The 15,069-nt window shown below is 62.8% G+C and carries 7 protein-coding genes; 3 read left to right on the top strand and 4 right to left on the bottom strand.

Annotation, left to right across the window (positions count from 1 at the left end; genetic code table 11):
• Positions 1-24: 24 nt before the first annotated feature.
• From IC234_RS01930 to IC234_RS01915, 4 genes are all read right to left on the bottom strand, one after another.
• The gene (locus tag IC234_RS01930) at positions 25-1,665 is read right to left on the bottom strand and encodes a chemotaxis protein CheA (protein WP_190922140.1); all 1,641 of its coding nucleotides are present in this window, start codon (positions 1,663-1,665) and stop codon (positions 25-27) included.
• Positions 1,666-1,770: 105 nt separating this feature from the next.
• Positions 1,771-2,172 carry a response regulator gene (locus IC234_RS01925; protein WP_223827426.1) on the bottom strand — a complete coding sequence of 134 codons (402 nt, stop codon included), beginning with the start codon at positions 2,170-2,172 and terminating at the stop codon, positions 1,771-1,773.
• A 63-nt stretch (positions 2,173-2,235) separates the two neighbouring features.
• Positions 2,236-2,763, bottom strand: a complete 528-nt coding sequence (locus IC234_RS01920) for a chemotaxis protein CheW (RefSeq protein WP_190922139.1) — start codon at positions 2,761-2,763, stop codon at positions 2,236-2,238.
• 37 nt (positions 2,764-2,800) lie between these two features.
• On the bottom strand, positions 2,801-7,246 hold the full coding sequence (locus IC234_RS01915; RefSeq protein ID WP_223827425.1) for a methyl-accepting chemotaxis protein: 4,446 nt from the start codon (positions 7,244-7,246) through the stop codon (positions 2,801-2,803).
• Between the two features lie 279 nt (positions 7,247-7,525).
• Between IC234_RS01915 and topA the strand changes: the two genes are divergently transcribed.
• From topA to IC234_RS01900, 3 genes are all read left to right on the top strand, one after another.
• On the top strand, positions 7,526-10,015 hold the full coding sequence (gene topA / locus IC234_RS01910; RefSeq protein WP_190922138.1) for a type I DNA topoisomerase: 2,490 nt from the start codon (positions 7,526-7,528) through the stop codon (positions 10,013-10,015).
• Positions 10,016-10,083: 68 nt separating this feature from the next.
• Positions 10,084-10,944, top strand: coding sequence for a DUF4846 domain-containing protein (locus tag IC234_RS01905; RefSeq protein WP_190922137.1), 861 nt, complete (start codon positions 10,084-10,086; stop codon positions 10,942-10,944).
• A 335-nt stretch (positions 10,945-11,279) separates the two neighbouring features.
• Positions 11,280-15,062 carry a M4 family metallopeptidase gene (locus tag IC234_RS01900; RefSeq protein ID WP_190922136.1) on the top strand — a complete coding sequence of 1,261 codons (3,783 nt, stop codon included), beginning with the start codon at positions 11,280-11,282 and terminating at the stop codon, positions 15,060-15,062.
• The last annotated feature ends 7 nt before the right edge of the window (positions 15,063-15,069 follow it).

Here is a 15,069-nt window from a genome sequence, read left to right as displayed (position 1 = left end):
GACTGAAGGTGAAAAAAGGAAAACTTAGGGGCGTTTGTTTAGGAACAACCGGGTCAGGGCGGGCACGTCCAGCACCAGGCACACCTGCCCGCTGCCCAGCAGGGTAACTCCCCCAAACAGGTCGATGGTGTCCAGCGGCTTGCTCAGGGGTTTAATGACAATGTTTTGCTGCCGGATAAACCGGTCAACCACCAAGCCCAGCCGGCGGTTATTGTAATTGACCACCAGCACCTGCTGGGGGCCCACGATGTCGTCGCGCGTGGCCAGGGGCAGGGGCCCGTCGCCTTCGTCGTACAGCAGCTGGCGCAGGGGCACCAGCGGTACCGACTGCTCCTGAAAATGCGTAACCATCACGCCGCCCACCACCGAAATCTGGCCGGGGTGCAGCGACAGCACCGTGTCGGTGTGCAGCAGGGGCACGGCATAGGGCCGCTCCTCCACTTCCACCAGCAACGCGCCTTTCACGGCAATGGACGTGGGCAGCACCAGCGTGAACGTGGTGCCTACGCCCAACTGCGATTCCACGCGGAGCTGGCCGCCCAGCGAATCGAGGGCCAGCTTTACCACGTCGAGGCCCACGCCGCGGCCCGAGATGTCGGTTACCTGCTGCGCCATCGAAAAGCCCGGCTCAAAGAGAAAAGCCCATACGGCCTGCTCGCTCAGGCCGGCCGCCGCGCTGGCCGTGGTCAGGCCGCGCTCCACGGCCTTGCGCCGCACCGATTCGGTGTCGATGCCGCGGCCGTCGTCGCCCACCTGAATGAGCACGTCGTCGCGCTCGGTCAGGGCCGAAAGGGTGAGCCGGCCCACGGGCGGCTTGCCGGCTTTGGCGCGCTGCTCTTTGGTTTCGAGGCCGTGGCTGACGGCGTTGCGCACCAAGTGCAGCAGCGCATCGGTGATGATTTGCAGAATATTGCGGTCAATCTGCACATCCTGCCCGCTCAGGGTGAGTTCCACTTCCTTGTCTTCGGCGGAGGCCACATCGCGCACCACGCGGGGAAACTTGTTCAGCAGCACGCCCACGCCTACCAGGCGGGCGTCCATCACGCTGTACTGCAAGTCGTCGGAGATGCGGAACAGGTGCTGGGCCGTGGCCAGCAGGGCGGGGTTGTCGAGCTCCTGCGCCAGGGTCATTATCCGGTCGCGGTCAATCACCAATTCGCCCACCAAGTTGAGCAGGTTGTCGAGCTTCTTCACCTGGATGTACACCAGGTCGGATAGCTCCATTTTTTTATTGGATTCCTCTTCGGTTTCCGCCGCTTCGGTTTCGTCGAGGATGGGCTCTTCGCCGCGCACCAGCCGGTCGAGGTTTTCGAGCAGGGCGGTGGCATCGGGCAAGGGCTGGTTGGCGCCCACGGCCCGAATCATGTTGCCCAAAGCATCTACGCCGGCAAACACCACCCGAATGAGCGACCCGCTGAACGTCCGTTCCTGGTCCCGGATGAGGCCGAACAGCGTTTCCAAGTGGTGAGCGACTTCTCCCAGGTCGTTGAAACCCATGGCCCGGGCGTTCGCCTTGAGGTTGTGCATGAGCCGGAAAAGCTCATTGAGTGCCGGGCCCGCGTTGGGGTTGCGTTCGAGCTCGCTCAGGTGTCGGCTCATGGAGTCGTAGTACTCCAGGGCCTCCGCCATAAACATCTCCCGGTATTCCTGGTCGCGCGTTTTCATAGGCCGTCGGTCATTGAAATGGCCTGCGCACACAGTGCCGCGCGCAACCCTGCCCCACCCTTGCGGGTGAGTGGCGGCGTTGCGACGAGGCAGAAGAAGAGCACCTTAGGCAGCCTGTTCCGGAGAGTCGCTTTTCAGCGCCGCCCCCACAATTTCCAACACTTTCTCTTCCGAAAACGGCTTCACGATGTAGGCGAGGGCGCCGTTCTCGATGGCTTCGTTCACGATAACTTCCTGGCCCACGGCGCTGCACATCACCACTTTGGCCGAAGGCTGCGACTGACGCAGGCTCTTGAGCACGTCGAGGCCGGTGTTATCGGGCAAAATCACGTCGAGGGTAATGAGGTCGGGGGTAGTGGCGGTGGCCATCTCCAGGGCTTGCGCGCCATTGGCGGCTTCGCCCACCACCTCGTACCCGGCATCGGTGAGCATGTTTTTGAGCATCGTGCGCATGTAAAAAGAGTCGTCGACGATGAGGATGCGCTTATTCATGGAATTGGGTGACATGGAAATGTAACGGGAAAACGGCCAAGGCTACATAGCCCGGCCCGGCGTTGTACGGCTCAGCGGCTACGAAGATGCCGCTTTGCCTGGCAATCGCATCACCTCACTGGGCGTGAGGAGCTTGCGCATGTCCAGCACGATGATGATGCCGCCCTCTGGCAGCTTGGCAATGCCTTCCAGGTATTTGTCGCGGGTGGTGGCGTCTTGCACAAACTCCGGCGCGGGCTCTATCTGGCTCAGGGGCAACGTGAACGGGCGCGGCACTTCGCGTACCATCAGCCCGAGCGTGTAGTCGGCGGCCTCCACGGCCACCGTGTAGCTGCGCTCCGGAATGGGGCGGCCAGCCGGCCGAAGCCGAAACCGCTCTTCCAGGTCCAGAATGGCGATGATGTCGCCCCGTAGGTTGGCAATGCCTTTAATAAAGGGCGGCGTTTTGGGCATTCGAGCCACTTCCGGAGTCACGGTGACTTCCTTTACTTGCTCGATGCGGATGCCATAGTCTTCGTCGCCGAGCCGAAACACAATGAGTTGAACCAGCTCAGCGGGTTTGGCGCGTTCGGGTTTGGGTACGGCGGCTAATTCAATCTCGGCCATGCGGAAAACAATAAAAAGCTAGGCAGTGGATTGACGATTATTTCTTGGCTTTGGCCTTAGGGGCGTTTTTTTTGGCTGCACCGTTGCCGTTGTCCTGGCCGTTTCTGGGCTGCTCGGGAGCGGGCTTAGCTGCCGCCCGTGCCTCACGCCGCGCAACGGCAGCCTGGTTTGGGTTGTTGGCGGGGGCGGCAGGTGCTTCGGCCCGTGCCGGACGCGCCGACCGCCGCGCTGCCGGCGCGGCAGTCTGGACTTCTGCTTCGTGACGGGGCATCCGGCGGGCCATACCGTTCTGACGGCCGTTGCTGGCGGTCGGTGCCTCCTGCTCGACTTGCTGGCCACGGCGGCGAGGCGCCATGCCATTTTGCGGCTCGGCGGCGTACGTGGTTTCGCGGGTGCGGTAGCCGTCGCGGGCAATGGGACGGCGCACGGGCTGGGGCTCGGGTTCCGGCTCGTAGGTATAAGAGCTGAGCTGGAAAGTTTCGAGGCCGGCCTGCAGGTCGTCGGCAATGTCGGTGAGGCGCTGGGAGCTGGTGGTCAGCTCCTGCATGGCCGTGGAGAGCTGCTTGGCGGTGCCGGCCACCTGCTGCGTGCCGGTAGCCGTCTGCTCGGCAATGGCTACTACTTCTTCCACGTACTTCACCACGTCGCCAATCGAGGTTTTCTGCACCTCGGTAGCCGTGAGAATGTCGCGCGAGGTGCGGAGCGTTTCGCCGGAGCTGGTGGCAATGTTCTTAAAGGCCGAGCTGGCTTCGAACGTGGCGTTCTTGCCCTTGAGCACACGGTTTTCCATGGTCGAAATAGCGGTAGCGGCCGACGACGTATCTTTTTTCACGTCTTCCACCAGCGTCGCAATTTCGTTGGCCGATTTGCGGGAGCCTTCGGCCAGCTTGCGGATTTCCTCGGCTACCACCGCGAAACCGCGGCCGGCTTCCCCGGCGCGGGCGGCTTCGATGGCGGCGTTCAGGGCCAGCAGGTTGGTTTGCGAGGCGATGTCGGTAATCACACCCAGCGACTTGCTGATTTCACCCGAACGGGTGCTGAGTACTTCGATGGTGCGCGAGGTCTGCGAGGCGGCGCTGGATATTTCTTCCATGTTTTTCACCACTTCGGCCACCGTTTTCAGACCGAGCTGCGAGGTTTGCTCACCCAGGATAGCCGATTTGTTCACCACGTCGGCCTTGTTGGCCGTTTCCTTGGTGGCCTGCATGATTTCTTCAATCAGCTTGAAGGCCTGGTCGGTTTTCAAAGCCTGATTCTGAGCGCCTTCGGCCATTTGCTGCATGGCCAGGGCCACGTCGACCGTTACGCGGCTCATTTCCTGGCCTTTGCCGGCCATTTCTTCCGACGAAGTACCTACAATCTGCGACGAATCGTTGATTTCGCCGAGCAGCTCGTTCAGGTTTTCCACGGCGAGGTTAAGGGCGTTGGCCATGGCGAGGATGTCGCCGGTGGTTGGCACTTCCACGCGCTGGGTCAGGTCGCCCTCCGAGATGGCGCGCACCACGCGGCTCACTTCCAGCACTGGCGAGGCAATGCTTTCGATGAGCTGGTTGAGCGTGTCCACCAGCTCTTTCCAGGAGCCCGACACTCCACCTACCGTGGCACGTTCGGTCAGCTTGCCTTCTACCCCGGCCACTTTCGCCACGCGGCTTACTTCCGAAGCCAGGCGGTTCAGGTCGTCCACCATGCTGTTGATGGTGTCGGCCAGGTCGGCCACTTCGCCTTTGGCTTGCAGCGTCAGCTTCTGCGTCAAGTCGCCTTTCGATACGGCGGTTACTACTTTCACCAGGCCCCGCACCTGCGTGGTGAGGTTGGAGGCCATGTAGTTTACGTTGTCGGTGAGTTCCTTCCACACGCCGGCCACGCCGGGCACGGAGGCCTGGCCGCCGAGCTTGCCCTCGGTGCCCACTTCCTGGGCCACGCGGGTTACCTCGCCGGCGAAGATGTTGAGCGAGTCCACCATTCGGTTCAGGTTGTCCTTCAGGTCGAGTAGCTCGCCGTTGACATTTACCGAAACTTTCTGGCTCAAGTCGCCGCGCGATACAGCGGTGGCCACGTTGGCAATGTCCCGTACCTGAGAAGTCAGGTTGCTGGCCATCGTGTTTACGTTGTCCGTCAAGTCCTTCCACGTGCCGCGCACGTTGGGCACTTTGGCCTGGCCGCCGAGCTTGCCTTCCGTACCCACTTCGCGGGCCACGCGGGTCACTTCGTCACCGAAGGTGTTGAGCGAGTCCACCATTTCGTTGAGGTTTTCCTTCAACTGGAGAAGCTCGCCGCGCACGTTTACCGTGATTTTCTGGCTCAAGTCCCCTTTAGCAACCGCGGTTGCCACGTTGGCAATGTCGCGCATTTGCGAGGTCAGGTTCGAGGCCATCGTGTTCACGTTGTCCGTCAAATCCTTCCAAGTGCCCGATACTTTCGGCACGTTGGCCTGGCCGCCCAGAATCCCTTCGGTGCCCACTTCGCGGGCCACGCGGGTTACTTCGCCGGCGAAGATGTTGAGCGAGTCCACCATCTGGTTGAGGTTGTCCTTCAGGTCGAGCAGTTCGCCTTTTACGTCTACCGTAATCTTCTGCGAAAGGTCGCCCTTCGATACGGCGGTGGCTACGTTGGCAATGTCTCGCACCTGCGAGGTCAGGTTGCTGGCCATCGTGTTCACGTTGTCGGTCAGCTCCTTCCAGGTACCACCGACGCGGGGCACCACGGCTTGGCCACCGAGCTTACCTTCGGTACCTACCTCGCGGGCCACGCGGGTTACTTCGTCGCCGAAGATGTTGAGCGAGTCCACCATCTGGTTGAGGATGTTCTTCAGCTCCAGGATTTCGCCCTTCACGTTCACCGTCATCTTCTGGCTCAAGTCGCCGCGGGCTACGGCCGTTGCCACGTTGGCAATGTCGCGCACCTGCGAGGTGAGAGCCGCGGCCATGTCGTTTACGTTGTCGGTGAGGGCCTTCCACACACCGGCCACGTTCGGCACGCTTGCTTGGCCACCGAGCTTACCCTCGGTGCCCACTTCCTGGGCCACGCGGGTTACTTCGCCGGCAAACAGGTTCAGCGACGCCACCATCTGGTTCAGGTTCTGCTTCAGCTGCAGGAACTCGCCTTTTACATCGACGGTAACCGTTTGAGTCAGGTCGCCTTTTGCTACGGCCGTAGCTACGTTGGCAATGTCCCGCACCTGAGAAGTCAGGTTGCTGGCCATGTAGTTTACGTTGTCCGTCAGGTCTTTCCACACGCCGGCCACGTTCGGTACCACGGCCTGGCCGCCGAGGCGGCCTTCCGTGCCCACTTCCTGGGCCACGCGGGTTACTTCGCCGGCAAACAGGTTCAGCGAGTCCACCATCTGGTTCAGGTTCTGCTTCAGCTGGAGCAGCTCGCCTTTCACATCTACCGTTACCTTCTGACTTAGGTCGCCTTTGGCTACGGCCGTGGCCACGTTGGCAATGTCCCGCACCTGAGAAGTCAGGTTGCTGGCCATGTTGTTTACGTTGTCCGTCAGGTCCTTCCACACACCAGCCACGTTGGGCACGCTTGCTTGGCCACCGAGCTTACCCTCGGTGCCCACTTCCTGGGCCACGCGGGTTACCTCGCCGGCGAACAGGTTGAGCGAGTCCACCATCTGGTTTAGGTTCTGCTTCAGCTGCAGGAATTCACCCTTTACGTCAACGGTGATTTTCTGTGACAAGTCGCCTTTAGCTACCGCGGTGGCCACGTTGGCAATGTCCCGCACCTGCACGGTGAGGTTCGAGGCCATGTTGTTTACGTTGTCGGTCAGGTCTTTCCAGATTCCGCCCACGTTGGGTACCGAGGCTTGGCCGCCCAGCTTGCCTTCGGTGCCTACTTCCTGGGCCACGCGGGTTACCTCGCCGGCGAAGATGTTCAGGTTGTCAATGGTTTTGTTGATGGTTTCAGCCATCAGCTTGAAGTCGCCCGATACCGGAATCTGGAAGCTTTCGTCCAGGTTGCCGCGGCTGATGTTTTTCAACACCTTGCCCACTTCGAGTACCGGCACGGCGATGCTATCCACGAGGCCGTTGATGTTGTTCACCATGTCGCGCCAGAAGCCGGCGGCGCCGTCCGACGAGGCGCGGGCCTTGAGGTTACCCTCCACGCCGGCCACTTTCGAGATGCGCGACACCTCGCCGCCTACGCCGGCAATCATGTCCACCATCGAGTTGTACGCCTCGGCGATTTCGGCAAAGATGTCGTCGTTTTGCTTGGTGAGGCGCACCGACACGTCGCCTTTCTTAAAGGCGTCGAGCGCGTAAAGCACCCGGTTCAGTTGGTCGTTGACGTAGCCGGGGTCCTGGGTGTCGATGGAGCCGCGCGAGCCGCCTTTTTTGCGGGTCAGGTCGTTGTTGGTGCGCACCACGTCGAGCGCCGACACCGCGCCGGCGTCCGGCTTCCCGCCGGTGTCAACGTCTGGGGCCTCCACTTCGGGGGTGCGGCGGGGCTTAGCTTGCGGAGACTTGGGGGAAGCCATATAGTATAGGTATCAATCGAAGGAAAGAAGGACAAAACGGGAGGCGAAGTTACGCGTCTTCAGCCGCAATACGCAAAGGCCGGATTCGGCGAAAAATGCAATGAACTCAGGCGGTCGGTTGGGGTGTTGAATCGGTCCGGACGCGGCCAGATTATTGCTAGGTATGCATCGGCCAGGAATATTCCGGCATCTTTGCGGCCAATTTTAACATTTCGCTACGACTGGCCGTTTCAGTTTCCGACTACCCGCACCGGCTTGTCGTTCCCCTTACCCGCCCACATGGTCAAGAATTTAGTTATCGTCGAGTCGCCGGCCAAGGCCAAAACCATTGAAGGCTATCTCGGCCAGGATTTCGTGGTGCGCTCCAGCTACGGCCACGTGCGCGACCTGCCGAAGGACAACAACGCCATCGACATCGCCAACGGATTTAAGCCCACGTACGTGGTGTCGGCCGACAAGCGCGAGTTGATTGCGCAGCTAAAAAAACTATCCAAAGAGGCCGAAATGGTGTGGTTGGCGAGTGACGATGACCGCGAGGGCGAAGCCATTTCGTGGCACTTGGCCGAAACGCTGAACCTGCCCCTGGCCAAAACCAAGCGCATCGTCTTCCGCGAAATCACCAAAAACGCCATCCTCGGCGCCATTGCCAACCCGCGCGAGGTGAACCAGGACCTGGTGAACGCCCAGCAGGCCCGCCGCGTGCTCGACCGCCTCGTGGGCTTCGAGCTGAGTCCCGTGTTGTGGAAGAAAGTGAAGCCGGGCCTGAGCGCCGGCCGCGTGCAAAGCGTGGCCGTGCGGCTGGTGGTGGAGCGCGAGCGCGAAGTGGCCAGCTTTCTGAGCGCCAGCGCTTACCGCGTGGTGGCCCGCTTCGATGCCGGCCGCGGCGCGGTGCTGGAAGCCGAATTGCCCACCCGCTACAAGACCCGCGAAGAAGCCGAAGCGTTTTTGGGCCGGTGCGTGGGGGCGACATATCAGATTGAAAGCCTGGACAAAAAGCCCGGCAAGCGCAGCCCCGCCGCGCCGTTTACCACGTCGACTTTGCAGCAGGAGGCTTCGCGCAAGCTGGGCTACTCGGTGGCCCAGACCATGAGCGTGGCCCAGAAGCTGTACGAAGCCGGCAAAATCAGCTACATGCGTACCGACTCGGTGAACCTCTCGCAGGAAGCCCAAGCCGGCGCGCAGGCCGCCATCACGGCGGCTTATGGCGCCGAGTACCACCAGCAGCGCAACTTCAAAACCAAGTCGGCCTCGGCCCAGGAGGCCCACGAAGCCATTCGCCCCACCGATTTTGGGGCGGTAAAAGCCGGTTCCGATGCGTCGGAGCAGCGGCTGTACGACCTCATTCGCAAGCGGGCCATGGCTTCGCAGATGGCGGAGGCCGTGATTGAGCGCACCACGGCGGTTATCGGCATCAGCACGCAGCCGGGCACCACGTTTTCGGCCACGGGCGAGGTCATCACCTTCGAGGGCTTTTTGAAAGTGTATGCCGAAAGCAAAGACGACGACGAGGAAGAGGCAGCCCAAGACGGCGAATCGAGCTTCTCGCGCGGGTTGCCGCCACTGAGCGTGGGCCAGGTGCTGCCGCTGCAGCGGCTGAGCGCCACCGAGCGGTTCTCATCGCCCCCGCCCCGCTACACCGAAGCGTCGCTGGTGAAGAAGCTGGAAGAAATGGGCATTGGCCGGCCTTCAACCTATGCGCCCACCATCAGCACAGTGCAGAAGCGTGGCTACGTGGAAAAAGACACCCGCGAGGGCAAGGAGCGCAAATTTCATGTGCTGACGCTGGAAGGCAGTGAGGTGAAAACCGAAGTAAAAACCGAGAATTATGGCGCCGAAAAAGCCAAGCTGTTTCCGACGGACACGGCCATGGTGGTAAACGACTTCCTGGTGGCGCACTTCCCCACGGTGATTGACTACCAGTTCACAGCCAAGGTCGAGGACGAGTTCGACCAGATTGCCAACGGCCACGAAAACTGGACGCAGATGCTGACCGGCTTCTACGACAAGTTCCACGCCACCGTGGAGGCCGGGCAGGACATTGAGCGCAGCACCGTGAGCGGCGCCCGCGACCTGGGCGTGCACCCCGAAACGGGCGAGAAAATCACGGCCCGCCTGGGCAAATACGGCCCCTACGTGGCCCTGGGCGACGTGTCGGACCCCAACGTGAAGCCGGCCTACGCCAACCTGCGCAAGGGGCAGTTTCTGGAAAGCATCACGCTGGAGGAGGCCCTGGAGCTATTCAAGCTGCCGCGCGTGGTGGGCGAGTTCGAAGGCAAGGACATGACGGCCAACCTGGGCCGCTTTGGCCCTTATGTGCGCCACGATGGCAAGTTCTACTCCCTCACCAAGGAGCAGGACCCGCACACCATCAACGCCGAGGAAGCCGTGGCCCTGATTGAGGGCAAGCGCAAAGCTGATGCCGAGCGCCTCATCAAGTCCTTCCCCGAAAACCCCGACATTCAGGTGCTGAACGGCCGCTTCGGTCCGTACATCGTGGCGGGCAAGAAAAACGTGAAGATTCCCAAAGGCGAAGACCCGGCCGAGCTAACCCTGGCGCGCTGCGTGGAGCTGGCCGACGCCACCCCCGACAAGCCGGCCAAAGGCGGCCGTTTCGGCAAGAAAGCCGCGCCGGCCAAGGAGGAAAAGGACGCCGACGCCCCGGCCAAGAAAGCCGCTGCCGCCAAAAAGCCCGCCGCGAAGAAAACCGCCGCCAAGAAACCGGCAACCAAGAAGGCTCCCGCGAAAAAAGCCACGGCGAAGGCAAAATAATTGCTTTATAGCCGCGTTGAAATGCTACCAAAAAGCCCGCACGTTGCGGGCTTTTTTGGCTTTCGCGTATGCTGCTCAGTCGCTTGCTGCTGCCCCTGGCACTGCCTTTTCTGCTGATGGAAGCGGGCCCCGCGCCGGCTGAGCGTCCGGTGGGCCTCTCCTACCCGTGGCTCGCCGCACCGGGCGCGGCGTCGCAGTCGCTCGCGGCGCGGTTTCCGGCCCCGGCGGGGTGCCGCCGGGCGCCGGTAGTGGCCGGCTCCTGGGGCGAGTGGCTGCGCTACCTGCCGCTGAAGCCGGCGGGCACGAAAGCGCGCCTCTACACCGGCGCCCTGAAAAACCGGCAGGACGTGGTGGCTGCCGTGCTCGACATCGACGTGGGCACCAAAGACCTGCAGCAGTGCGCCGATGCCGTGATTCGCCTGCGGGCCGAATACCTGTTCAGCCAAGACCCCAACCGGGTGCACTTCCACCTCACCACGGGTTACGACTTCTGGTTCTCGGACTTCGTGGCCGGCAAAACCTTTCGGGTGGCAAACGAGCAGGTGCTGCCCGCCACCCGGCCCGCCGAGGCCCCGACGCACGCGGCCCTGGCCCGCTACCTGCTGCCCACCTTTGGCTACGCGGGCACGCTGTCGCTCAGCCGGGAGCTGCGGCCCACGCCCCTGGCGGCTGTGCAGCCCGGCGATGTGCTGATTCACGGCGGGGCGCCGGGTCACGCCGTGCTGGTGGTCGACGTGGCCGAAAACCCGGCCACGCATCAGCGGTACGTGCTGCTGGCCCAGAGCTACATGCCCGCCCAGAGCATCCACTTGCTGCGCAACGTGGCCGCCCCCAAGCTGGGCGCCTGGTTTGCCGTGCCGGGGCCGGCGGAGGCCGAGTTCGACACGCCGGAATGGACGTTTGGCTACGGGGAGCTAGGACGCTTCTAACCGGCTTTGTCCTGGGCTGATTGCGTCATCGCGCTTTTCTTGCCCAGCAATGCACTCCACGCCTGGGACGGCAGACGCAGCGTACTTGATGACAGAGGCTGAACTGCTAAAAACAAGTACATAACATACTGCAAATCAGGGAACAAATACTTAATGAGCTAAACATTTATAAAATAATATACTATATTTATTATATATTAGCATTATTGCCGGAATATATTCTTAAATTCGGAAATTACTATACTAGTTCTACTCCTCCGATGGAGTAGCAGGTGGCTCGCCTGCGCCTGCCCCGCATGGAGCCACGCCCTTTTCCGAAACCTTAAGCGTAGGCCATGAAACAACACTTTTACCTCGCCTTCATTCCCCTATTTCTAAGTGCCGGGGCCTGGGCCCAACAGCCGGCCGATCGCGCGCCCGCGCCTTCGCTGGCCCGGCTGCAGGCCGCCCTTCGCCAGGCGCCAAACCAGACGCTGGGCGCTCAGGTGGAGCTCAACCCGCGCCAACCCGCCCAGGCCGCCATCAGTTTCGGCGCGCGGGGGCTGCCGGCCGACAACGCGGTGGGCTGGCTGGGCCAGCAGCTGCAGCTGCGAAGCGGCATCGACCAGCTGCGCCCGGCCGGCACCACCGCTGCCGGACCGGGCGTGGCGGTGCAGCGCGTGCAGCAATACTACCGGGGCATCAAGGTGGAGCACGGGTCGGCGCGCATCGTTTCCAGCGGCGGGCAGGTGGCCAGCATGCAGCTGGAGTTTTACGCCGTCGACAACGTGGCCACCGCCGCCAGCCTGAGCGAGCCCGCCGCCCTGCAGCAGGCCATGGCCCACGTGGGCGCCCGCAAATACGTGTGGCAGGGCTACACGGGCAGCAACCCCGAATTTCAGAAGCCCCGCGGCGAGCTGGTCATCGTGGAGGACGTGCTGCACAAGCGGGGCGGCCTGCACCTGGCCTGGAAATTTGACGTGTACGCCGACGAGCCGCTCTCGCGCGACTACGTGTACGTGGACGCCGCCACCGGCGCGGTGCTGTTGCGCGACGCCATCATCAAGCACGTGAACGCCCCCGGGGCGGGCGACTCGCGCTATTCGGGCCGGGTCAACATTACCACCGACAATACCGGCACGAGCTTTCGCCTGCGCGAAACCCGCAACGGGCACAACATCATCACGCTCAACTACCGCCGGCTTACCCGCAACACGGCCAACGACGCGGGGGCCGTGGAATTTACCGATGCCGACAACAACTGGAGCAGCGCCGAATTCAACAACGCCAACTTCGACAACGCCGCCGTGGACGTGCAGTTTGGCACCGAGCTGGTGAGCGACTACTGGAAAAACATTCACGGGCGCAGCAGCTGGAACAACGCCAACGGCGACATGAAAAGCTTCGTGCACGTGAACCAGAACTACGACAACGCCTTCTGGTCGGGCTCGGCGATGTACTACGGCGACGGCAGCTACCTCACCCTGGCAAACGCCAACGGCTTCCGGCCGCTGACCTCGCTGGACGTGTGCGCCCACGAGCTGGGCCACGGCGTGTGCCAGGCCACGGCCGCGCTGGTGTACGCCCGCGAGTCGGGCGGCCTCAACGAGGGCTTCAGCGACATCTGGGCGGCTTGCGTGGAAAATTATTCCGGCTTGCCGAAAAGCTACTTTCTGCTGGGCGAAGAAATTGCCGCGCAGCCGGGCGGCTTCCTGCGCAGCATGCAAGCCCCCAACCTGGCCGGCGACCCCGACACGTACGAAGGCGACTTCTGGCAAAGCACGTCGATAGCGGGCTGCCCCTTCCCCAGCTCCACCCTCAACGACAACTGCGGCGTGCACTACAACAGCGGCGTGCTGAACAAATGGTTTTTTCTGATAACCCAGGGCGAGTCGGGCGTCAACGACAAGGGCAATGCCTACAGCGTGACGGGCTTGGGCTTTCTGAAATCGCAGGCTATTGCCTACCTGACCGAGCTGAGCCTGACGGCCAATTCGGACTACGCTGCCGCCCGCGCGGCCTCCATCAATGCCGCCATCACGCTGTACGGCGCGTGTTCCAACGAAGTGCAGCAGGTCACCAACGCCTGGTTTGGCGTGGGCGTGGGCACTTCTTCGGGGTGCCGGCCCACGGTGGAGTTTGCCCTCGGCCAAAGCACCGAGTTGGAGGCGGCCACGCTGGGCAGCGGCTGCACCGCCACCCGGACCGTGGCAGTAAACCTGCGGCTGGGAACGGCCTCGACCGCGGCCACGACCATCACGTTCACGCTGAGCGGCACGGCCACGCAGGGCCAGGACTACACGATTTCGCCGGCCTCGCTCACGTTTGCAACCGGGCAGTCGGGCACGCAAAGCATGCTTGTGACGCTGACCGACGACCTGCTGACGGAAAGCACCGAAACCGTCGTGCTGGGCTTCACCGTGAACGCCAACGGCGGCACGGCCACGGCGGGCGTCAACAACCAAACCCATACCCTCTCGATTGTGGACAACGACGCCGTGCCCGCTCCCATCGGCACCACGGCCATTTCGACGGTCACGCTGCTGTCGGAAAACTTCGACGCCGCCGCCGCGCTGCCCACGGGCTGGAGCCAATTGGTGCTGAACGGCGACCAAGGCTCGAACACGTGGGCGGTGGGCGCCAACGGCGGCACCGGCGTGTCCGGCAACGCGGCCTACATCACCAACAACGCCGCCACCAAGCCCTACGCCTACACCAATTCCCGCACCGCGGCGCGCATCCTGGCCGCCCCAACGCTCGACATAACCGACTACACCGACCTGCGGCTGAGCTTTAAATACAAGGTGGAAGGCGAATATTACCTCGTGCCGCCGAGTGGCCCGGCGCTGTACGACTACGGCCGCGTGGGCCTCATCATCGGCTCTTCCATTTATTACCTGGGTTCTGACCGCCTCAATCCCTACGCCTATTATGCCAACGGCAGTGCCGTGGTGACCGTGAGCGGGCTGGACCTGAGCGCCCTGCTGGGCACGGCCACCAGCTTCCGGCCGTCCTTCATCTGGTTCAACGACAACCTGGACGGGGCCGGCGTGCCCCTGCTGATTGACGACGTGGTGGTGACGGGCCGCCGCAAAGGCGCCCAGGTGGCCACGCAGGCGGGCCTGTCCGTTTCGGCGCCCGCCCCGGCCACCCTCGGCGAGATGTTTTTCAAAAACAACGAGTACCAGCTGCTGGCCCGCGTGAGCAACCTCAGCCAGCCCGTGGCGTGCCTGACGGCCAGCGTGGCGCAGGCCGGCACGGGCCAGAGCACCCTGACCACCCCCAAAGGCACGTATTTCCGGGCGCAGAAGGTGATGTTGCTGAGCCCATCGCCGGCCAATGCCACCGCCACGCACACCACCACGTTCTACTTCACGGCGGCCGAGCTGGCCGGCTTCGCCAACAAAACCACCTTGAAGATTCTGCAAGCCGACAACGGCGTGAGCCTGGCGGGCACCTTGAACTCGGGTGGGGCGCGCATCGTGGCCCCTACGTCCGTCGTCGACAACAGCGCCACCACCGGCGTCATTGCCTACACGGCCACCTTCACGGGCTTTGGGCAGTTCACCGTGGTCGACGGCAATACCTCGCTGCCGGTGACGCTGACGCGCTTTGCGGCGGCGCTGCAGGGCTCCGACGGCCTGCTGAGCTGGGAAACGGCGCAGGAGCACAACAACACCGGTTTTCAGGTGGAGCGCAGCCGCAACGGCAAGACCTTTGAGCAGTTGGGCTTTGTGGCGGGCCAGGGCATTTCCTCGCGCAGCATTGCCTACCAGTTCATCGACCGCAAGCTGGAGCCCAATGTGACGTTCTATTACCGCCTCCGGCAGCTGGACCACGACGGCCAGGCCACTTACAGCCCCGTTGTGAGCCTGCGGGCCACCGGCAAGGCCGGCCCCCTGGCCACCCTGCACCCCAACCCCGCCAAGGACCAGGCGTTCCTGACCTTTGCGGGCAAACCCGTGCAGGTCACGCTCACCCTGTTTGGCCTGGATGGCCGCACCCTCTGGCAGCAGCGCCTGCACAACCCCGGCGAGGCCCCGCAGGCCCTGCCCATTGCCCACCTGCCCGCGGGTGCCTACGTGCTCCAGCTCACCGACGGGAACGTCGTCGAAACGCACCGCCTATTGAAGGAGTAAACGAAAC

Source organism: Hymenobacter armeniacus (genome assembly GCF_014699055.1).
GTDB lineage: Bacteria > Bacteroidota > Bacteroidia > Cytophagales > Hymenobacteraceae > Hymenobacter > Hymenobacter armeniacus.
This window is presented reverse-complemented; position numbering and strand designations above follow the sequence as displayed.